Below are 21,189 nucleotides of genomic sequence, written 5' to 3' on the forward strand. Positions count from 1 at the left end.
TATCCGCAGCTAGTCGCCGTTGCTTTCTATTTTTAGTGTCGGGTTTGCCCAGTCGGTTCGTAAACGGGTAGGCGAGCGGCCCCATTCTGCAGAGCGAAGAGGAGAACAAGCATGAGTTGGAATCCTGCCCTGGCACCAGCCTGTCCTGAAGAGATCGGTCTGGATGCGATTGACACCCTCATCATTCCACGTTCGCGCGACCTCGGTGGTTTTGAAGTTCGACGCGCCCTGCCTGCGCCGAATCGTCAAATGGTGGGGCCATTCATCTTCTTCGATCAGGTCGGACCCGCGGAACTCCTGACTGGACAGGGCATTGATGTGCGGCCGCATCCGCATATTGGCCTCGGCACCGTCACCTATCTCTATCGCGGCGAATTCCATCACCGCGACAGCACGGGAGCCGATCAGATCATTCGCCCTGGAGCCCTGAACTGGATGGTTGCGGGCCGGGGTGTCACGCATTCCGAGCGCACTACGCCTGAAGGCCGCAGCGGGCCGCAAAGCTTGCTAGGAATCCAGACCTGGGTTGCGCTTCCTGACAGCCACGAAGACATGGCGCCGATGTTCGAACATCATGGAGCACAGGCGCTTCCCATCATTGAAGATCGCGGCGCGAAGGTCCGGCTTATCCTGGGAAATGCCTACGGCGAGACAGCTCCTGCGAGGATGTTTTCCGAGACCTTTTATGCCGATGTCATGCTGGAAGCGGGTGCACGACTGCCCCTGCCGGACGATCACGAGGACCGCGGGATCTATATCGTGGAAGGTTCGATTTCGATCGCCGGCCAGGACTTTGAAGCGCCGCAGATGATGGTGTTCCGTCCCGGTGACAGGATCACTGTCACCGCAGGCGGTCGGGGCGCAAGGCTGATGGCGCTTGGCGGCGCCACATTTTCAGGACCACGCTACATCTGGTGGAATTTCGTCGCCTCCTCGAAGGAGCGCATCGAAGAGGCTAAGGCCGAATGGCGTGCAGGAAACTGGGGAGAGGGGCGTTTCGATCTTCCAGCCGACGACAGGGATGAGCACATTCCCTTGCCCGATTGATTTCTGCCGACCGACTTCAACGAGAAGACCATCGCGGCGGATCGCAACAATGAACAATCATGCTGACGGGGGAAATGTGATGAGCGAAGAGGTTGAGCGGGAAGATGGCGCATCCAAGGGACGCTACCGGATCGTCGTCGATGGGCACGAAGCCGAGATGACATACAGTCGTGCGGGAAAAAAGCTGATCATTATCGATCACACGGATGTTCCTGCCGCGTTGCGTGGCCGGAAAATTGGCGAGCAATTGGTCCGCCAGGCCGTTGAGGATGCCAGGCGGGACGGCATCACGATCATCCCGCTTTGCCCATTCGCCAAAGCGCAGATCGAACGACACGCGGAATGGCAGGATGTTTTAAGAAAGTGAGAAATTCAACCGAACAAAGAGCCAGAGCCGGTGGCGAGCCTTTCAAGCTGCTTGCAGAGAGATGAACAATGGCTGAAAACACTCCTGATCTGACTCTGGCAGACCGCCAGATCGCCGAGGTCATCAGTCGGACTGACAAGACCCTTGCTGCCGCGGTCTCCTGTGCTCTGGAAGAGGCGACCAAAAGGGCGCTCGAGGACATGCGAGCAATCGGCCAGGAAGATGCCGCCCCCGCATTGCAATATTTTGCGGCAGTCGTTCATCAGAGAATGTATTGTATCATGTGTGGTGCGGACCCGGATACTTTCGCAGGGGGAAATCCTGAAACCGCCTATCACGTCATCCGGAACTCCCAGAATATCGCCAGGCACTATTGGTCCGCTGACATCGAGCCGTATCCGACGAAATAGCGCTTTATTGTTCACCGGCATCGAGTATCGCGCAGTTTGTTCCGTCCGGCACCGATCTATTTTGCGAAGCCACAGAGTTTGAGAGAGCCGGTCGACCTGCAAGCTTGCCGCGATATACAAGCTGATCGTTCGTCTTACTTGCCATGGGGCGCTGGGCCGTCCAAGACGGACGCGGTTCCGAAGCGTTCGATGAGCATCTCAGTGAGTATCCTCACCTTTCGCGAGGGATGCTGGCCGGGTGGCCTTACGACGAAGATACCGGCAGGCGGAATCGGATAACGCGTCATGATTGGCACCAAAGCGCCTGAGCTAATATGATCTGCGACAAGCGGTTCAGGCAGGTAGCCGATCCCAATGCCATCCAGAGCGGCAGACACGAGAGATATTCCGCTATCAGCTACGAAGCGCCCCTGGGGCCGCACGGTAACGATCCCGTCGCCATCCATGAATTGCCATCTCTCATCGTCTCGCATGACGACTTGATGATTTACGATATCGCCTGGTGTTAGCGGAGCGCCGTGAGCGTCAATGTATTCGGGGCTCGCAACCAGGATGCCAAAGATCGATCCGACACGTTTTGCGACCAGCACTGAATCTTGAAGGTGGCCAAGCCGAATGGCGCAGTCAAAACCCTCTCCGACGAGATCGACGAAACGATCGGTATAGGAAGAATGGATTTGCAGTTGCGGATGTCTGCGCGCCATTTGAGAGAAGATGGGAGCAAAATGTGTCGGGCCAAAAGAAAGCGGCGCAGCGACACGTAACCGGCCACGCAGGTCTCCTGAGGGAAGTGTGGCGTCCCTTGCAACATCAAACTCATTACAGATTTTTGCTGCGTGCTCGCGAAACGTTGCGCCAGCTTCAGTCAAAGAGGCGCTGCGCGTCGTGCGCGCGAGCAATTGAACGCCCAGAAATTGCTCAAGCCGAGCAAGCCGTCGGCTGACGAGCGATTTGGAAACGCCAAGCCGGCGGGCTGCCCGTGTGACGCTGGAGGCGTCAGCAACTTCCACGAAGGTGCGCAGTTCCTCAATATCCATTGGTGTTTCCTTTCCGGCGACACAGTGTGGCATCTTGGTGGCCTACCGTAGCCGAAATTGCAATGGCACTGTTCGCTTGGACATGCCGGAGGCGTGTGACGAGTCGCCCTTCAACGATGGGTTGGGGAGGTGGTGACGTTTTGCGGCAGCTTCAACGCACTTCAATCAATCGCAACCATCCGCAGGGCGCCGGCTTCCGCATCAGCGCAATTTGTAAAGTAGTCGATCGAGGGCAAAAATGATCAGGAAAATATTCATCACGTTTGTGACAAGTCTTTCTTTCTCTGCCGTGCAGGCGCAGACGACGCAGGAGCAGGCCGGCGCTGATCTGATCGTTTTCAACGCAAAAATCTTCACCGGCAACCAGGCTCAACCCGAAGCTTCGGCTTTGGCGGTCAAGAAAGGCCGTATTTATTCCGTCGGCTCTGATGTGAACATACTCGGTCTGAAGACCTCTAACACCGAGATTATTGATGCTCGCAGCCGCAGACTGATACCCGGCATCATCGATGCCCATATCCATGTCCTCAACGATCTGGCTTACAGCTACAATGTTCGATGGGATGGCGTGCCGACGCTGCGCGAGGCATTGACGATGCTGAGCGAACAGGCCGCCCGCACGCCGGAGGGTCAATGGGTCAAGGTTATCGGAGGCTGGTCGCCCTACCAGTTTGAGGAGAACCGCTTTCCCACACTGGACGAATTGCACAGCGCCGTGCCCGATCGCCCCACGATCGTGCAATATGCCTATAACCAAGCCTTTTTGAACAAGCAGGCGATGGAGGCGCTTTGCGTGGGAACCGATCGGTTCCCGAAAATACCGGACGTCGAATTCGAAAAGGACAGCCGAGGCAACCCCACCGGTGTGGTCCACGGCTATACCTGGTTGTTTCTCGCTCTTGAGGCCATGGTGCCGCAGCCCACGTTCGACGAACAAGTGAGTTCGTTGATCTACAGCATTCACGGTCTGAACAGGTTTGGCGTGACCTCGATCATCGATAACGGCGGCAGGTTTCCTTACCCGGAAGCACAGGCGAGAGTAGACGTGCTTGCACGAGACAACCGCCTCAACGTGCGCATGCCCTTTGTGGACTTGCAACTCGGCGACGGTGGGCCGGTAAACATGGTGGACCTGGAAATCGATGCGATCACCAAAACGGCGCCGATAAGTCCGGGGCAAAACCTGCATCCAAACTTGGCACATGGCCACGAATATCGGGGCGCCGGGGAGGTCTTGAGCGGGGAAGTGCATGATCATGAGAATTTCGACCGCCCGGCGGTCATTATCGAGCCTGAGAAGATGCGGCGTTTCGTCGAGCAGGATGTGATGAAGCTGGTCCAGCGGCGTATCCCGTTCCGCATGCACATCAGCTATAACGAGAACATCTCCCCGTTTCTCGACGGTCTGGAGAAGGTAAACCAGACGATTCCGCTCGATGGCCTGAAATGGAGCCTCGAACACGCCGAGACCATCAGTCCGGAGAACATCGCCCGGGTGAAGAAGCTGGGCGGCGGAATTGCCCTGGACGCCAAGATGGCGCTGCACGGCGATGGTTTCATAAAAACATATGGTCGCGAAAAGGCGTTGCAGACGCCGCGCCTGGGCATGCTCGTGGATAGTGGTATTCCTCTGGCCATGACCACCGACGCCTTCCGGGCAGCGACGTACAACCCGTGGGTTGCTTTAAGCTGGATGGTGTCCGGGAAGTCGGTGTCCGGATCCGAGGTTCTCGCCAGCGACAATCGCCTTTCCCGCACCGAGGCGCTGAAACTGTTCACCAGTGGCGCAGCGTGGTTCATGAACACGGAGACCGAAATGGGGATGATCGCCCCCGGCAATCTCGCGGATTTCGCCGTTCTCGACAGGGATTACTTTTCGGTGCCTGAGGATCAGATCAAATCTGTTTCTTCGGTTCTGACGGTTATGGATGGCAGGGTCGTGTTTGGTGCGCAGGACTATAGCGCTCTATCGCCAAAACTGCCCGCGATCCTTCCGGATTGGTCGCCTGTGAAATATTTCGGCACCTATTACGGGGAAAAATGAACCCGGCGGAAAAGTTCTCCGCGTTTTCCCTGAAATGTCATTGGACTGAGGCTTCGACGCCATTCCGAACCATGCCGACATTGACAGGGATTTCGCGCCCCGGTTGGGAACCACACGCGGCAAGGTGTCCGTCGTCATATTAGGAGAATAACAATTGGCTGACTTCAATCCGCAGCGTGATAGAACATCATCGCTCTTCGCCGATGTGCGCGGACATCACGTTGCGATCCGTGTTCCTGATCGGGACGTCGCCATAAAATGGTATCAGGATAAGCTCGACTGGCGCGTCGTCCACACGTGGGCTTATGGTGACCAACAGCTCGCCTTTCTCGCGCCGCCAGATGACGATCGGTTCATGGTCGAACTGCTTGCCGGTGGCGACCCTAGCCCGCACCCGCTACCGCCTTACAAGGATCTGGCCGATAGCTTGAGATACGCTGGTTACCATCATTTCTGCCTGACCGTTACCGATATCGAAGCCACGACGGACGAACTGCGCCGCCGCGCCGTCAATATCCTCGTCGAACCGTTTCAGGTGGATGAGATCAGCTGCAAGATCGCTTTCGTCGCCGATCCTTTCGGGAACGTGATTGAATTAGCCGAAGTCATCCAGCCGCGCATAGCCTCGCGGACGAATCCAGAACGATTTCACCCATAAACCCGTCTGGTTACGAAATCCCATCTTCGGTCGGACGATATAGCTGGGATCGCCGCGTGCGCCCGCGTTTCGCCTGATGAGTGGTGATTGGCCGCGATCACCCACAAAAGCTGACATAGGACGTTGCCATGTGGCGAAAGCCGGAAAGAGAGCCGATGATCGGCCAGAAGAAGAAATACGTCATTCCCGGTATATCCTTGGCGTTCAGCCTTCGATCCGCTCGATGCGTGCGGTCACTCCCGCTCACACTTGCCGTCCTTGCCTTTGCTCAGTGGGGCTACCGGTCAGCCTTGGCAGCGGATGATTTTCTCTTGGAGCAGAAGAGGCCTTTGATAAAAGCCGACCGGTCGCGGGAGGACTGGTCGCTTCTTGCGGATCCGAAACTGCGGACTGAGCCGTTGGATAGTCTCAAGTACATTCCGTTGTTTCCGTCCAATCCCGACAGCTACATCTCGCTCGGGCTCAATCTTCGCGAAATCTTTGAAGTCAGTGATGCGCCGGCTTTCGGAACCGTACGTGCAAATCCCGGAGACTCCTACTGGTTGCAGCGCGCGCAGTTCCATATCGATGTTCACCTGAACGAAAACTGGCAAGTGTTCACGCAGTTCGAAGATGTGCGTGCGTTCGACAAGACGGTGGTCGGCCCTAACGACGCAAACCAATTCGACCTTCGGCTGGCATTCATCGGCTACACGCAGGAGACTGACGCGGGAACGTTCAGGGCGAGGGTCGGCCGCCAGGACTTCGCTTTTGACCTGGAGCGGTTCGTATCGGTGCGCGATGGGCCGAATGTCCGCCAGGCGTTCGATGCGGTCTGGGCCGGGTGGGAGACGGATGCATGGCGCTTCTATGGTCTTGTTAGCCAACCTGTTCAGTATCGCGATGACGATCCTTTCGATGATCGATCGAGCAGCGATGCAATGTTCAGCGGGGTCCGCGTGGAGCGGCAGCTCTCGCCGGATATCGAGGCCTCCGCCTATTACGCGCTTTATCAGCGCAAAGACGCCACATTTCTCACCGCGTCGGGTGAGGAGGACAGGCATATCCTCAATATTCGGACGGCCGGCAAATATGCCGGTTTCGACTGGGATGTGGAAGCGATGGGACAGGTCGGCAAGGTGGGCGCAGCCGATATTCTGGCCTGGGCCATGGGTGCGAGAACCGGCTACACCTTCGAGAATGTCACCTGGTCGCCGCGCATCGGTCTGCAGTTCGACGTGGCGTCGGGCGACGGTGATGCGGGCGACGGTACGCTCGGCACTTTCAATCCGCTGTTTCCGAACGGCTTTTATTTCTCGCTCGGCGGTCATACCGGATACACCAACCTCGTTCACATAAAACCATCGGTCACCGTTCAGCCGATAGAAGACCTGACCCTGATGGCCGGGGTCGGACTGCTCTGGCGACAGACGACAGACGACGCCGTCTACACCCTGCCAAGCATTCCCGTAGCTGGCACGGCGGGTCAGGGGCCGGCATGGACCGGAGCTTATTTGCAGGTCAGGGCGGACTACCGCTTCAATCCCAATCTCACGGGGTCGCTGGAGGCTGTTCACTACCAAGTCGGGTCGGCGCTCGAAGCTGTGGGTGGCCGCGACAGCAATTATGTCAGAGCAGAGCTGAAGCTGGTGTGGTAACAATGCCGACTCTACGCAGCACTGCGAAATACCCACCCGGTTCTCGGCATCCAGAAGCACAAGCAATGGATCCGCTGACGTTGAAGATCGCAAGTTAAGATGAAATCCTGTCCCCCGCAACCATGCTGCCGGACGCCGGACCACGCAAATCGACGATTATCTACGACGTGCTATTCCCTTGAATCGATAGGTTTAAATCAGGCTCTGGCGACTTCTGGTCATCAATCGACCTCGACCTGGCTATCTCCCACGCCGCTAGTTGGCAGGTGATATGCGCTTGCGCGCGAGTGACAAGCAGTGGCAGTCACGCGGCCTGGCGCTTTTGCGCTCCGATTCCAGTCATTCCGACCGTTTGAGCGATTGTCCAAAAGTTGCCGGTAGGCTTATGCGGGTTGAATGTCCCACTTTGGACGGGAAACGGACTGGTAGGTTCGGGGCGGCTACGTCGGGAAAACTGCCCTTGATCCGGGCAACGAACTTTGAGAGCCATTCCGCTTCCTGACGCCATTTGCGTTCACCTCAACGAACTGCTGTTGGCCGGGCGAAGTCCTTAGCCGCGAAACCGCACGGTCTCAACAAAAGCAGTAAACGCCGTGGAAGCATGCCGCCGGTGCGGATAGTAGAGGTGATAGCCCGGCAGATCTGGTGTGAACTTGGCGAGCGCCCGCGTCAGTCGTCCGGACGCGAGGTGAGGCTGGACCTGATCGAGCGGCAGATAGGCGACGCCATGACCATCGAGCGCGGCGTCGAGGATCAAGTCGATGGTGTTCAGGACGAGCGGACCGTCGACCCTGACCCGCGTCTCGCGGCCACCGCGCATCAGACGCCACTTGTTCAGCGTTCCGGAGGTCGGGAGCCGCAGATTGATCGCGCGATGATCGATGAGTTGCGCGGGCGCAGTGGGAATGGGGTGCGTGCGGAAATAGTCCGGCGAGCCGACGATGGCCATCGGAATGTCGGGGCCGATCCGCACCGCGATCATGTCCTTCGACATCTCCCCGCCGAGCCGCACACCGGCGTCGAAACGATCGGCGACGACATCGGACAGGCCATAGTCGATGGTGAGCTCGACGGATATGTCCGGATTGTGGGGCAGCAGCCTCTTCATCGCGGGAAGCAGCAGCGTCTTGGCCGCATGCTCGACCGTGGTGATGCGGATGATGCCGGAGGGCCGGTCGCGCAGCTCACCCAGGGAAGCGATGGCCGTGTCGAGATCGTGCAGCATCGGGCCGAGGTTGCGAGCAGACGCTCGCCGGCATCGGTCGGCGCGACGCTGCGCGTCGTGCGCGACAGCAGCCGCAGGCCGAGCCTTTCCTCGCTGCGCCGCACGATCTGGCTGAGCGCGGATTGCGCCATGCCGAGACGGGCGGCGGCCTTGGTGAAGCTGCGCTCCTCGGCGACCACCACGAACGCCGCCAGATCGGCGATCTCATCCCGTCTCATTCATCACCTCAGTGATAAGGCCAAGCGTAATTATCCCTCTAATCGAGACAATTGTTTTGTCCTAGATTTTCTCCATCGGCAAGGGACATGCGATCCCGCATCGTCAGCGGTGATCAACTTTCCCGAAGGCTTTGACGAGAGCAAAACGTATCCGGCGATTGTCGTCTCGCATCCCGGCGGCGGCGTGAAGGAACAGACGGCCGGCACCTATGCAGCCAAGCTCGCCAAGTTCGGCTTCGTGACCATCGCCTATGATGCCTCCTATCAGGGCGAAAGCGGCGGTGAGCCGCGCCAGCTCGAAAACCCCTACATCCGCACCGAGGACGTCAGTGCCGTCATCGACCACCTGACGACGTTGCCCTACGTGGACAAAGATCGCATCGGCGCCATGGGCATCTGCGCCGGGGCAGGCTACACCGCCAATGCCGCGATCCAGGATCGCCGCATCAAGGCCATAGGCACGGTCAGCGCCGTCAATATCGGCTCGATGTTCCGCAATGGCTGGGAGAACACCGTCAAGTCCATCGATGCGCTGCCCTATATCGAGGCTGGCTCCAACGCCCGCACCGAGGATGCGAAGGCGGGCTCCGCCACGATGCCGCTGGCTCCGGTGAACGAAGCGGACGCGCCGAACGAAGAGCTTCGTCAGGCATGGGAATATTACCACACCGCCCGCGCGCAGTGCCCAACCTCACCCGGTGTCGCGACCTTGCGCAGCCTGAACCAGATCATCACCTACGATGCTTATCACATGGCCGATGTTTATCTGACCCAGCCGATCCAGATCGTCGCGGGCAGCGTGGCGGGCAGCAAGTGGATGAGCGACGATCTCTTTGATCGCGCCGCCAGCACCGACAAGTCCGTCCACATCGTTGAGGGTGCCAATCACATGGAGCTCTATGACGGCCACAAATATGTCGACGAGGCCGTCTCGGTGCTCGCGCCGTTCTTCACGGCGAAGCTCTCGGTCTGAGTCATAGCGGCGTGGTGAACGCCTTGCGGGCCGGCATCGTCGGTCCACACAGATTGCGCGTCCCTCACAAGGAGAACAACATGAAAACCGTTCAAATCCAGAACCCCGACATGGCTTGGCATATTGCCGCCAACATCCTGTTCCCGCCAGCGTTCGACGAAGCGAAGACCTATCCGACGATCGTCAGCGTCCACCCGTTCGGAAGCTGCAAGGAGCAGACCTCGGGCAATGTCTATGGCAAGGCGCTGGCCGAGCAGGGCTTCGTCGTCATCGCCTATGACGCCAGCTTCCAGGGCGCATCCGGCGGCAGCCCGCGCTGGATCGAAAGCCCCTCGCAGCGGGTCGAGGACATCAGCCATGTCATCGATTATGCCGTGACGCTGCCCTATGTCGATGCCGACCGCATCGGTGTGATCGGCGTTTGTGGTGGTGGCGGCTATGTCCTCAACGCCACCCTAACGGAAAAGCGCATCAAGGCCGTCGTCGGCATCACCCCGGTCAATATCGGCCGTCTCTTCCGTGAGGGCTTCAGCGGCTACGACCCGATTGGTGCTCTGGAAGCCATGGCAGCGCAGCGCACCAGGGAAGCGCGTGGTGGCGAATTGCAGGTTAACGAACTACTGCCCGCGAGCCCGGACATGGCCACGAAAGCCGGTCTTACCGAACGCGACGTGTTCGAAGCGACCGACTATTACAAGACGCCGCGCGGTCAGCGGGAAGGCGGCTGGACTCGGATGCTGTTCAGCCATGCCCAGAAGACGCTGGCCTGGGATGCCTTCGCCTTCACCGAGACACTGTTGACCCAGCCGATGATGGTCGTGATCGGCCAGAAGGTCGGCGCGTTCGGCGCTTTCCGCGATGGTATGGAAGCCTACGGCCGCGCCGTCGCCTCGAAGGATCGCCAGCTCGTCTCGTTGGAAGACTGGTCGCACTACGACCTCTACGACAAGCCGGAGCCGGTCGGCCTGGCGCTCGAAAAGCTCGTGCCGTTCTTCAAGCAGTATCTGGGCTGATCGGTCGCGGCGGCTCCCGCTGCCGCGCCTCCATCTCGAATATGAAAGGAGCCTGCACATGGCAGCTCAACAAGGCGGTATCGGCAAGCGCCTGTTCGGCGATATCGCGCCCCAGCTTGCCGATTTCAACGACAGCGTCCTTTTCGGCGAGGTCTGGACCGAACCGACGCTCTCGCAACGCGAGCGCAGCCTCATCACCATCAGCAACCTCATTACGATGTATCGGGTCAACGAATTGCCCTTCCATTTCCGCAAGGGCCTGGAGAACGGCCTTTCGAGAGAAGAGATCATCGCGGTCATCACTCATCTCGCCTTCTATGCCGGCTGGCCGCCCGCGATGACCGCGCTGAAGATCGCGCGCCAGGTGTTTGACGAAATCGATACGGAAGGAACGAATAAATGACCAACGTCCTCATTCTCGGAGCCGGCGGCCAGATCGCCCGTCATGTCATTGAGGCGCTGGGCGGCGACCGCGACACTCACCTGACGCTGCTTGCCCGTAATCCGACAAAGCTTGCGGCAAGCGCGCCGGCCGGCACCGAGATCGTGCAGGGTGATGTGCTCGACGCGGCCAAGCTGGAGGCGGCTGTCACCGGCAAGGATATCGTCTACGCCAATCTCATCGGCGAAGACCTCGATGATCAGGCAAGGGCAGTCATCGCCGCCATGCAGGCGCAGGGCGTCAAGCGGCTGATCTTCGTTCTTTCGCTTGGCATCTATGACGAAGTGCCCGGCAAGTTCGGCGAATGGAACCGGGGCATGATCGGCGAGGACCTGAAGCCCTATCGCCGTGCCGCCGATGCGATCGAGGCGTCCGGTCTCGACTACACCATCCTGCGCCCGGCCTGGTTGACCGATGAGGACGAGGTGGACTACGCGCTGACCGCCAAGGGCGAAGCCTTCCAGGGCACCGTCGTCTCGCGCAGAAGCGTCGGCGACCTGATCGCCAGGATTGTCGTGAAGCCGGACCTGCATGCGAGAGCGAACCTCGGTGTCAACAAGCCGAACAGCGACGGCGATAAACCTTACTTCATGTAAACAAGGCTACGCCGCCGCATGAAATAGCCCTGTATTGTTGCCGGTCAAAAAGGTTTTTAGCGCCCTGATGGGCAGTTGCTGTGATCGCAAGTAAAGATGGGTGCATGCCCCCGCAACCAAACTTCCTCCCACAAAAAACCAATATCCCCCACCCAAACAATATCACAACGCAAAGACCTCAACACCCGCTCGCGATGGTGGAAACGCGACGGGCCAGAAACTGAAGCCCGCACGCTAAAAGCATGAAAACAAAACCAATCTTACCCCTCATCCTTACCAGCTACCGCTGGCCACAAGACCGCTGCTGAGCATAACAGCGCGCCGCTCTCAAGTCCGACCGAAATCCTGCGGATGCACGGGGCGGGTGAAATCCATGATCGCGTTATGCGGGATCTCGAACACGAGCTCGATTTGCAGGAGATCGCCGCGGAGAACAGACTTTGATCCGCCAGGCCTCTGGATAAAACAGGCGCCCATTGTCCATGTCATCGGCTCGCACTGGAGCAAATATTGTACGGAGAATGGAAAATCAGCCACCCCTCAATCTAATTTTGCGGATTCGTGACTTTCCGGTAGTAGCCGTAAGATTGTACAAGATGGTTGTAGTCGTTCTAGTAACACTTGTTCTCACTGTGGTTGAAACCCGAATTTGCGGAAGAATGAGCATTGCGCGGGTGTTCGGCAGAATTATATGGTCTGCTGCAACCTGAATGTTCTCAGGGATGCCACAGGCGCGGAGGCCGTCTTGGAGGAGAGGGATGAGCCTGGACAATCTTGAACTGAAAACGCTCGGCCCGTACTTCGGACTTCCCGAGGCCGCCTCATTGAACGCGGTGCCCGTCAGATCTTCATCCATTTGCGTGACGAGAATCGCCAAGGATGTCGCCGATGGTGAGAGGCCCATTGTCTCCCTTCCCGTTTGCGACGCCTATTTCCTGATGGTGTACACCAAAGAGGCTCATCATTGCGATATCCTGCCGGATGGAACCAGAACGCTGCCTCGCAGATTTGAGCGAGGATCGGTCTGCCTTGTCGACCTTTCCGAAGGGGCCTCGGTCGTCTTATACGCGGACCTTCATTCCGCTACTTTTTTACTGCCAAGGACGCTTATCCAAGAGGTCGTAGAATTATCCGGTACAAGCCCGAGACCCGAGCTGCGGTGTCGAAGGGGCGAGAGGGATCAGGTTCTAAGCAACCTCACCGACGTCATCCTTTCCCTCTTTGACCGACAGAATGCGTCGTGGGAGGTACTCCTGAAACACCTGGCAATCGCGATATGCTCCCATCTAATCCAGGATTCGGTTGGCGAGACGGAGGCTGGCGTGGACGATGCGATCTTTCCCTACAATCGCGAGGCGGCGGCAAAAGAGTTCATGAGGAAAAACCTTGCCCGTGAATTGTCCGTCTCGGAAATCGCCGCGGCGGCTGGCCTCTCCGCCAATCATTTCTCACAGGGATTTAAGAAAGTGACGGGCGTCACGCCCCATCAATGGCTGATGCATGCGCGCGTGGAGGCTGCAAAGGATCTGCTACGCGGAAGCGAGTCATCGCTGAAGGTGATCGCGGAGGCGTGTGGATTTGTGGATCAAAGTCATTTTACGAAGGTTTTCTCCCGCGAAACCGGTATGACGCCGGCAGTTTGGCGTGCAGGATGTCTTAACTAATTTGGGTTGAGCAAAAGGATATTTTGTAAAAAAATCGTTGGAATTTACCAGCGAATTGCCCTACCGATACAGTTGATAAGGGTGGGTTGGCCGGAGTGGACATTGGCAAGAGAATCGGAGGGCGATAACCTGCCCAGAACGCCTGTTCCCAGCCGGTGGACGATGAAGGCGTCGGCTATTACGATTACGCGCCTGTGCTACGACAAGGACGATCTTCCGATCGCTCCGCCGAGCAAACGCGATGACGCGGTTTCCGTTATCATCCAGTTGGCCGATTTTCGAATGCATCGGCTCTGGAAAAATAACGAGCTCATTTTTGAAGGTGGGCATCCAAAAGGGGCGATCGCCATCACCGATCTGAGGAATGAATGGCAGTGCCATCATCTCTCCTCATTCGACAATTTGCGGTTCAATATCCCGCTATCATTTGTACGCTCTTTTCTGGAGGATATCGGCCGCCCGCAATTCGACGGGTTCGATTGCAGGTCCGGCACCAGGGATGACGTCATTCTTGGCCTTGCTCAGGCTGTCTTGCCATATCTCGTCAATCGACATGAAGCTAACCAGCTCTTCTTTGAGCAGATCAGTCTGGTCTTGCTGACGCATTTGACCCATACCTATGCAAGCCAATATTTTCCGACGAAGAGGAATGGCGTTCTGGCGCCATGGCAGGAAAAAAGGGTGCTGGAATTCCTGACGACGAACGCCTTCGCGCAGGTTTCGATCACTGAACTTGCCGAGATATGCGGCCTGTCCCGCAGTTATTTCAACAGAGCGTTCAAGGAAACGTTCGGCCGGACGCCGTACCGCTGGGTCATGGAGTATCGGGTTTCAAAGGCTAAAGATCTGCTGCTTTCGAACCTTTCAATTCAACAGATCGCCACAACATGCGGCTTCGCCGATCAGAGCCACCTGACACGGGTGTTTTCGGATATTGCAGGAGACCCGCCAGGCAACTGGCGTCGGCAGAAGCGTTTGAAACTCGGCGATAAAACCCCGTAAAATCGCAGCCAGCCCGAAGCTCGCATTCTGGCTAAATCCTCCCGTCAGATCCCGTCTCGAGCAGGGGCTCGTCTCCTTTTCGGCGCCGTTTGATATCCGGCCGCCGAAACAGTCCGAACATCCAAACCATCCTTTTAAGCGACAAGAAGATTGCTTCCGCAGCGGGCATCATCCGCTCCGTCAACGCAATTCAGCTCAACGCTTTTGAGGAAAACACAATGACCGTAAGCGCGACACCGACGCCGGGCTCGAAGCTTCTTACTCCGAAAGACCACACGCTGATCATGATCGATTTTCAGTCGCAGATGTCTTTTGCGACGAAGAGCATCGATGCTGTCAATCTCCGGAACAATGCAGCTCTCGTCGCCCATGGCGCCAAGGGTTTCGGTGTTTCTACCATTCTGACCACAGTTGCCGAAAAGAGCTTCTCAGGTCCGATGTTCTCGGAAATCACCGACGCGTTTCCTGGCCAGAAGCTGCTCGACCGAACCTCGATGAACACTTGGGAAGATGCATCCGTCATCGAGGAGATCAACCGCATCGGCAAAAAGCGCATTGTGCTTTCGGGCCTGTGGACCGGCGTCTGCATCGTCGGCCCGGCCCTGTCGGCCATTGAGCAGGGTTTTGAAGTCTTCGTATTGGCTGACGCCTGCGGCGACGTCTCCGACGAAGCCCATAACCGGGCGATGGATCGCATGGTTCAGGCCGGCGCTCAGCCGATGACGTCGCTCCAGTACCTGCTCGAGCTTCAGCGTGATTGGGCGCGCACAGAGACCTACGACATGACCACCGGCATCGCCAAGAAATTCGGCGGCGCCTACGGCCTCGGCATCATCTACGCAAAGACGATGTTCGGCGCGTCCGAAGGTCATTGATAACTGAATGGCCGCTCGTACTCACGCGATGCGGCGGCCAGCTCTTCGATCTCTCCCGTGGTGCACTCGCCTTTGCGCCACGGTGCCCGCCATTTCCTTTCTGTCATGTGCACGGAGTTCACCATGACCGCTTCACCATCGAATAGCGCGACCGTCATCCTTGTGCATGGGGCATGGGGAGATGCATCGAGCTGGCGATCCGTTATTCCCCTTTTGCAGAAGCAAGGCGTTTCCGTTGTCGCCGTGCAGAATCCGACGTCATCTTTGTCGGCGGATGTCGAGGCAACCCGCCATGTGCTGAACGAGATCGATGGACCTGTCGTTCTCGCCGGTCATAGCTGGGGAGGAACGGTCATTACCGAAGTGGGGGACGACCCGAAGGTCAAGGCTTTGGTCTTTGTGGCGGCCTTCGCACCGGATGTTGGCCAATCAACGGGTGATCAAGTCGCCGCTCACCCTGCGCCCCCCGGCCTAGGGGAGGTGAGCTCTGACCGCAGCGGCAGCTACATGATGAGCGTGAGCGGCTGGATCAACGCTGTCGCGCAGGATCTTCCGGAACAGGATGCACGGGTTCTCGCGGCTACCCAGCCGCCGCTCGGTGCCGGCACGTTCTCCGACAAGGTGAGTAAGGCTGCTTGGACGGACCGCAAGAACTGGTACGTGATTTCAACCGAAGACCGGGCGGTCAGCGTAGAGCTCCAGCGCGAATTGGCGAAGAAGTTGAGTGCTTGCACGATCGAACTCAAGGCCAGCCATATGTCGTTGCTTTCGCAACCGGAGGCCGTTGCTTCCGTCATCCTCGAAGCGGTTTCCGATGTATCGGCGGGCTAGTACCAAGGCATTGAATCCAAAAGGATAATTAACCATGAGAATCTATCTGTATTCCCTGGCAGCCGGCCTGCTCGTCGGCATCGTCTATAGTCTGCTGAACGTCCGTTCGCCGGCGCCGCCAGTCATTGCTCTTATTGGCCTTCTAGGCATCCTCGTCGGCGAGCAGATTATTCCCTTCGCCAAGACGCTCCTCAACAAGGAACCGGCCGCCGTCTCCTGGATGCACCAGATCAAGCCGCATATGTTCGGTCACCTGCCGAAGGGCGGCAAGCCCACCGATGTGGCTTCCGATAAGGCCTAACCTCCCTTTTCAATCGAGAGCGAAGACAATGGAAAATGCGACCGCTGACCTGGTCCTGCACCACGGTTTGATCAAGACGCTTGACCGATCCAACCCATCGGCAACGGCCGTGGCCATCAAGGACGGTAAATTCCTGGCCGTTGGCCACGACGCTGAGATCATGGCGCTCAGGGGTCCAAATACGAAGGTGATCGACCTTAAGGGCAAGCGCGTGCTTCCCGGCCTCATCGATAACCATACCCATGTTGTCCGTGGCGGTTTGAACTTCAACATGGAATTGCGCTGGGACGGCGTGCGCTCGCTGGCCGATGCCATGAACATGTTGAAGCGGCAGGTGGCGATCACGCCGCCGCCGCAATGGGTGCGCGTCGTCGGCGGCTTCACCGAGCACCAGTTCGCCGAGAAGCGTTTGCCGACGATCGAGGAAATCAACGCGGTTGCTCCCGACACACCCGTTTTCCTGCTACATCTATACGACCGGGCGCTCCTGAACGGTGCGGCATTGCGCGCCGTCGGCTATACGAAGGACACACCCGAGCCGCCCGGAGGGCAGATCACCCGTGATGCCAGCGGCAACCCGACCGGCCTTCTTTTGGCAAAGCCGAACGCCGGTATCCTTTACTCGACGCTGGCCAAGGGACCAAAGCTGCCGTTCGACTATCAGGTCAATTCCACCCGGCATTTCATGCGCGAGCTGAATCGCCTCGGCGTGACCGGCGTCATCGATGCCGGTGGTGGCTTCCAGAACTATCCTGATGACTATGCCGTCATCCAGAAGCTTGCCGATGAAGATCAGCTCACCGTTCGGCTGGCGTACAACCTCTTTACCCAGAAGCCCAAACAGGAGAAGGAAGACTTCCTGAATTGGACCGCTTCGGTCAAATACAAGCAGGGCAGCGATTATTTCCGCCACAACGGCGCCGGTGAGATGCTGGTCTTCTCCGCCGCGGATTTCGAGGACTTTCGCCAGCCGCGCCCGGATATGCCGCCGGAGATGGAGGGCGAGCTGGAAGAAGTCGTCCGCGTCCTTGCTGAGAACCGCTGGCCCTGGCGTCTGCACGCCACCTATGACGAGACGATTAGCCGCGCGCTCGACGTCTTTGAAAAGGTCAATCAGGATATTCCGCTCGAGGGCCTCAACTGGTTCTTCGATCATGCCGAAACGATCTCAGAGCGCTCGATCGACCGTATCGCGGCGCTCGGTGGCGGCATCGCGACACAGCATCGCATGGCCTACCAGGGCGAATATTTCGTCGAGCGATATGGTCACGGCGCCGCGCAGGCCACTCCGCCGATCGCCCGTATGCTGGAAAAGGGCGTCAAGGTCTCCGCCGGCACGGATGCGACGCGTGTCGCCTCCTACAATCCGTGGGTCTCGCTTTCGTGGATGATCACCGGCAAGACCGTCGGCGGCATGCAGCTTTGCCCCCGTGCCAACTGCCTCGATCGAGAGACGGCGCTGCGCATGTGGACGGAGAACGTCACCTGGTTTTCCAATGAGGAAGGCAAAAAGGGTCGCATCGAGAAGGGCCAGTTCGCCGATCTCATTGTACCGGACAAGGACTTTTTTGCCTGTGCTGAGGATGAGATTTCCTTCCTGACCTCCGAACTCACCATGGCTGGCGGCAAGATCGTCTACGGAGCCGGCGAATTTGCCGATTTCGACGAAAATGAAGTCCCGCCCGCCATGCCCGACTGGTCGCCGGTACGCAGCTTCAAGGGCTACGCCGCTTGGGGTGAGCCGGAGGGTGTCGGCAAGAACTCCCTGCATCGCCGCCTGATCGCCTCATGCGGCTGCACCAACGACTGCAATGTCCACAGTCATGCCCATGCCAACGCCTGGACGTCGAAATTGCCGATCGCCGACCTTAAGGGCTTCTTCGGCGCGCTCGGCTGCTCATGCTGGGCGGTTTGAGGAGAAACGGAATGCATTTCCTGGAAACGAAACTTGTGAGCTTTGTACGTCCCGTATTCGGGACGCCTTGGATGCGCTTCATCGCCTATCTTGGTCTCTGCGCCGCCTATCTCCAGGGCGGCCTTAACAAGCTGACGGATTTTAACGGCGCCATCGGCGAGATGACGCATTTCGGCCTGTCGCCGGCGGCTCCTTTCGCCATGTTGGTGATCATTCTGGAGCTGGTCGCTTCGCTGATGATCCTGGCCGGTTTCTTTCGCTGGCTCGGCGCGCTTGCGCTCGGCGCCTTCACGCTGCTCGCCACCTTTCTGGCGCTGCGTTTCTGGGAGCTGCCGCCCGGGATGGAGCGTTTCATGGCGGCCAATTCTTTCTTCGAACATCTCGGCCTTGTCGGCGGCTTCCTGCTCGTCGCCTGGCTTGATTTCACCGAAGGACGAACCAGGCAAACTTGAGGGAGGCCGGCTATAGATGTGGTCTTGGCAGAGGCCCGAGACGCGCGCCGGTCGCTTACTAAGCACGCCTTTCTATCGAAGCGACACGGCCTCCGCGGCCTTGTCGCCGCAACCAACGTGGAGACCTTCATGATTCGCCGTTCTCTGATATTCGCCGCCCTAGTCGCTTTTTCCGGCACCCCAGTATGGGCGATATCCCAGTTTGCGGTCGCGCCGCAGTACGATACCACTCACGTCTATGTCGCGCCCGCTGATGTAGACGGCTTCGTCAAAGGCTTTCTCGCCACCTTCGGTGGCACCAGCACCAAACAGGTCGTTGCAAACGTTACGCCGACACCGAGCAGCACGACCTCGCAACTCCTGCAGACGCCCGCCGGTACAGTTTCGCTTTTCGGCTTCAAGACACCAATTCCCTATCCCTTTGGCGCCGAACGCACTGGCTATCTCGTCACCGATCTCGACAAGGCCGTCAACGCGGCCAGGAAGGCCGGTGCCGACGTCATTGTTGCGCCTTTCCCTGACCCGATCGGCCGTGATGCCGTCATCCAGTGGCCGGGTGGTGTCAACATGCAGCTTTATTGGCACAACACGAAGCCGAACTATGCGGCGTTCGAAACCGTCCCCGAAAATCGTGTCTACGTATCGCCTGATGCGGTGGCTGCCTTCGTGCGGGGCTTCACCACCTTCGCCCATGGCAAGGTCGTATCCGACGATAAAAAGGCTCCCGGAGTCGAAATCGGCCGCGCCGATAGCACCTTCCATCGGATCCGCATCGAATCTGATTTCGGCAAAATGACAGTTCTTGCTACCGACGGACATCTACCCTTCCCCTACGGCTACGAAATGACCGGCTACGAAGTGGCCGACCTCGATGCCACGTTGCAAAAGGCCAAGGACGCAGGCGTCAAGATCCTCGTCGAACCCTCTCAGTCAGGCGATCGTCGGGCCGCCATGGTGGAATTTCCGGGCGGCTACGTCGCGGAGATCCATTCCGTTGCCAAGCACTGACGACAGTGCAGCGGCCGCGTCCGGCGCGGCCGCTCGATCTTGGAGAGTGCGTAATGACGATCGAACGATATCTGGTTTCAACGGCCGTATTGCTGGCCTTTTCGGCGACGGCGGTAATCGCTGCTGACTCAGCCGCACCCGCCAAATGGCCTGCGATCAAGAGCAGTCGCTGGCAGGAAGATTGGTCTGCATTGGCCGAGCCCGTTCTCAGGACGCGGCCGCTCGATCGCCTGAAATATCTCCCGCTTTCGCCTGGTGATCCGGCAACCTACATATCGTTCGGCGCGAATTTGCGAGAACGGTTCGAGACAAACAATGCCCCAAGCTTCGGAATCGGCGGCGTCGAGCGCGATAGCTATCTGATCCAGCGGGCGCAATTTCACATCGATCTGCATCTGTTCAATGACTGGCAAATATTCACCCAGTTCGAAGATGACCGTGCGTTCGGCAAAGAGTCTGTTGGTCCCGCCGACGCCGACAAAATGGACCTAAGGCTGGCATTCGTCGCCTATTCGCACGATTTCGATGCCGGCACCTTCAAGGCCCGAGTTGGCCGGCAGGATTTCGCATTCGACCTTCAACGCTTCGTCTCCTCGCGCGACGGGCCGAATGTGCGCCAATCCTTCGATGCCGCCTGGGCGAATTGGGAAACAGGGCCTTGGCGCTTCATCGGCTTTGTCAGCCAGCCGGTCCAATATCGAAACGACGACGCATTCGATGATACGTCGAACGGCGACTTCCGCTTCAGCACGCTGCGCGTGGAACGGCAGGTTCTGGGAACCAACGAACTCTCCGCCTACTACTCGCTCTATCAGAAGCGCAATGCACATTACCTCGATGGATCTGGAGATGAAGACCGGCATATATTCGACACCCGGTTCGCCGGCAGTTCGAGTGGTCTCGATTGGGATCTCGAGGGAATGGGGCAGTTGGGTTCTGTCGGCGACAAGGATATTCGAGCCTGGGCGATCGGCGCGCGCGGCGGGTACACTTTCGAGGATGCTTCCTGGACCCCACGGCTGGGTCTACAGTTCGATATGGCCTCAGGCGACCGCAGCCCTGGCGACGGCACTGTCGGAACCTTCAACCCTCTCTTCCCCAATGGCTACTATTTCACGCTCGCCGGCTATACCGGCTATTCAAACCTCATACACCTCAAACCTTCGATCACAGTAAAGCCAATGGACAAGATGACGCTGATGGCGGCCGTTGGTCTTCAGTGGCGGCAAACCACGGCAGATGCGATTTACGTCCAGCCCAACCAGCCACTCGCAGGAACAGCGGGTCACGGCGGCGCGTGGTCGGGAGCCTATGAGCAGATCAGGCTCGACTACGCCTTTAATGCCAATCTGACAGGCGCGATCGAGGCGGTGCACTATGAGATTGGCGACGCCATCCGCAAGGCTGGCGGTCACAACGGCAATTATCTTGGCGCTCAGCTAAGCTTCGCCTGGTGACCGGTTTTTTCGTCAGC

General features: G+C 58.4%; 20 protein-coding genes and 1 pseudogene. 19 read left to right on the plus strand and 2 right to left on the minus strand.

Annotated elements, in window-relative coordinates:
• Positions 1-111 precede the first annotated feature (111 nt).
• From HGP16_RS19935 to HGP16_RS19945, 3 genes are all read left to right on the plus strand, one after another.
• Complete coding sequence (locus HGP16_RS19935; protein WP_168841745.1) at positions 112-1,047, plus strand: pirin family protein; 936 nt, start codon at positions 112-114, stop codon at positions 1,045-1,047.
• Entirely contained in the window at positions 1,022-1,414 is a 393-nt protein-coding gene (locus HGP16_RS19940) for a GNAT family N-acetyltransferase (protein WP_246705579.1), read from the plus strand. Before HGP16_RS19935 ends, HGP16_RS19940 begins: the two co-directional genes overlap by 26 nt.
• A gap of 68 nt (positions 1,415-1,482) precedes the next feature.
• The gene (locus HGP16_RS19945) at positions 1,483-1,824 is read left to right on the plus strand and encodes a hypothetical protein (RefSeq protein ID WP_168841746.1); all 342 of its coding nucleotides are present in this window, start codon (positions 1,483-1,485) and stop codon (positions 1,822-1,824) included.
• Between the two features lie 134 nt (positions 1,825-1,958).
• Here HGP16_RS19945 and HGP16_RS19950 read toward each other — a convergent pair whose 3' ends face one another.
• Positions 1,959-2,861 (minus strand): LysR family transcriptional regulator, encoded by a 903-nt coding sequence (locus tag HGP16_RS19950; protein WP_168841747.1) that lies wholly within the window; start codon positions 2,859-2,861, stop codon positions 1,959-1,961.
• A gap of 238 nt (positions 2,862-3,099) precedes the next feature.
• On the opposite strand from HGP16_RS19950, the gene HGP16_RS19955 reads away from it, so the two are divergent.
• The 3 genes from HGP16_RS19955 to HGP16_RS19965 all read left to right on the plus strand — a co-directional run bounded on the left by HGP16_RS19955 (position 3,100) and on the right by HGP16_RS19965 (position 7,200).
• On the plus strand, positions 3,100-4,905 hold the full coding sequence (locus HGP16_RS19955; RefSeq protein ID WP_168841748.1) for an amidohydrolase: 1,806 nt from the start codon (positions 3,100-3,102) through the stop codon (positions 4,903-4,905).
• Between the two features lie 154 nt (positions 4,906-5,059).
• Positions 5,060-5,563 carry a VOC family protein gene (locus tag HGP16_RS19960; protein ID WP_168841749.1) on the plus strand — a complete coding sequence of 168 codons (504 nt, stop codon included), beginning with the start codon at positions 5,060-5,062 and terminating at the stop codon, positions 5,561-5,563.
• Between the two features lie 155 nt (positions 5,564-5,718).
• Positions 5,719-7,200, plus strand: a complete 1,482-nt coding sequence (locus HGP16_RS19965) for an alginate export family protein (RefSeq protein ID WP_168841840.1) — start codon at positions 5,719-5,721, stop codon at positions 7,198-7,200.
• A 550-nt stretch (positions 7,201-7,750) separates the two neighbouring features.
• Here HGP16_RS19965 and HGP16_RS19970 read toward each other — a convergent pair.
• Positions 7,751-8,643 (minus strand): annotated as a pseudogene (locus HGP16_RS19970) (LysR family transcriptional regulator).
• A 109-nt stretch (positions 8,644-8,752) separates the two neighbouring features.
• Between HGP16_RS19970 and HGP16_RS19975 the strand changes: the two are divergent.
• The 13 genes from HGP16_RS19975 to HGP16_RS20035 all read left to right on the plus strand — a co-directional run bounded on the left by HGP16_RS19975 (position 8,753) and on the right by HGP16_RS20035 (position 21,172).
• Positions 8,753-9,616 carry an alpha/beta hydrolase gene (locus tag HGP16_RS19975; RefSeq protein WP_312862894.1) on the plus strand — a complete coding sequence of 288 codons (864 nt, stop codon included), beginning with the start codon at positions 8,753-8,755 and terminating at the stop codon, positions 9,614-9,616.
• A gap of 80 nt (positions 9,617-9,696) precedes the next feature.
• Positions 9,697-10,629: an alpha/beta hydrolase gene (locus tag HGP16_RS19980; RefSeq protein ID WP_168841751.1), complete on the plus strand. Its 933-nt coding sequence runs from the start codon at positions 9,697-9,699 to the stop codon at positions 10,627-10,629.
• 58 nt (positions 10,630-10,687) lie between these two features.
• The gene (locus tag HGP16_RS19985) at positions 10,688-11,032 is read left to right on the plus strand and encodes a carboxymuconolactone decarboxylase family protein (RefSeq protein ID WP_168841752.1); all 345 of its coding nucleotides are present in this window, start codon (positions 10,688-10,690) and stop codon (positions 11,030-11,032) included.
• On the plus strand, positions 11,029-11,667 hold the full coding sequence (locus HGP16_RS19990) for an SDR family oxidoreductase (protein WP_168841753.1): 639 nt from the start codon (positions 11,029-11,031) through the stop codon (positions 11,665-11,667). The genes HGP16_RS19985 and HGP16_RS19990 overlap by 4 nt, the downstream gene beginning before the upstream one ends.
• 758 nt (positions 11,668-12,425) lie before the next feature.
• The gene (locus tag HGP16_RS19995; RefSeq protein WP_168841754.1) at positions 12,426-13,331 is read left to right on the plus strand and encodes an AraC family transcriptional regulator; all 906 of its coding nucleotides are present in this window, start codon (positions 12,426-12,428) and stop codon (positions 13,329-13,331) included.
• Positions 13,332-13,433: 102 nt separating this feature from the next.
• On the plus strand, positions 13,434-14,333 hold the full coding sequence (locus HGP16_RS20000; protein ID WP_246703395.1) for a helix-turn-helix domain-containing protein: 900 nt from the start codon (positions 13,434-13,436) through the stop codon (positions 14,331-14,333).
• A gap of 218 nt (positions 14,334-14,551) precedes the next feature.
• Positions 14,552-15,208: a hydrolase gene (locus HGP16_RS20005; protein WP_168841755.1), complete on the plus strand. Its 657-nt coding sequence runs from the start codon at positions 14,552-14,554 to the stop codon at positions 15,206-15,208.
• Positions 15,209-15,331: 123 nt separating this feature from the next.
• Positions 15,332-16,039 (plus strand): alpha/beta fold hydrolase, encoded by a 708-nt coding sequence (locus HGP16_RS20010; protein WP_205926468.1) that lies wholly within the window; start codon positions 15,332-15,334, stop codon positions 16,037-16,039.
• A gap of 34 nt (positions 16,040-16,073) precedes the next feature.
• A complete protein-coding gene (locus tag HGP16_RS20015; RefSeq protein ID WP_168841756.1) occupies positions 16,074-16,340 on the plus strand; it encodes a XapX domain-containing protein in 267 nt (88 codons plus the stop codon).
• Positions 16,341-16,368: 28 nt separating this feature from the next.
• Positions 16,369-18,255 carry an amidohydrolase gene (locus HGP16_RS20020; protein WP_168841757.1) on the plus strand — a complete coding sequence of 629 codons (1,887 nt, stop codon included), beginning with the start codon at positions 16,369-16,371 and terminating at the stop codon, positions 18,253-18,255.
• Positions 18,256-18,266: 11 nt separating this feature from the next.
• Positions 18,267-18,707 (plus strand): DoxX family protein, encoded by a 441-nt coding sequence (locus tag HGP16_RS20025; protein WP_168841758.1) that lies wholly within the window; start codon positions 18,267-18,269, stop codon positions 18,705-18,707.
• 129 nt (positions 18,708-18,836) lie between these two features.
• Entirely contained in the window at positions 18,837-19,715 is an 879-nt protein-coding gene (locus tag HGP16_RS20030; protein WP_168841759.1) for a glyoxalase, read from the plus strand.
• A 53-nt stretch (positions 19,716-19,768) separates the two neighbouring features.
• Positions 19,769-21,172: an alginate export family protein gene (locus tag HGP16_RS20035; RefSeq protein ID WP_168841760.1), complete on the plus strand. Its 1,404-nt coding sequence runs from the start codon at positions 19,769-19,771 to the stop codon at positions 21,170-21,172.
• Positions 21,173-21,189 lie beyond the last annotated feature (17 nt).

The organism is Rhizobium sp. P40RR-XXII, assembly GCF_012641405.1.
In the GTDB taxonomy this organism is placed as follows: domain Bacteria; phylum Pseudomonadota; class Alphaproteobacteria; order Rhizobiales; family Rhizobiaceae; genus Rhizobium.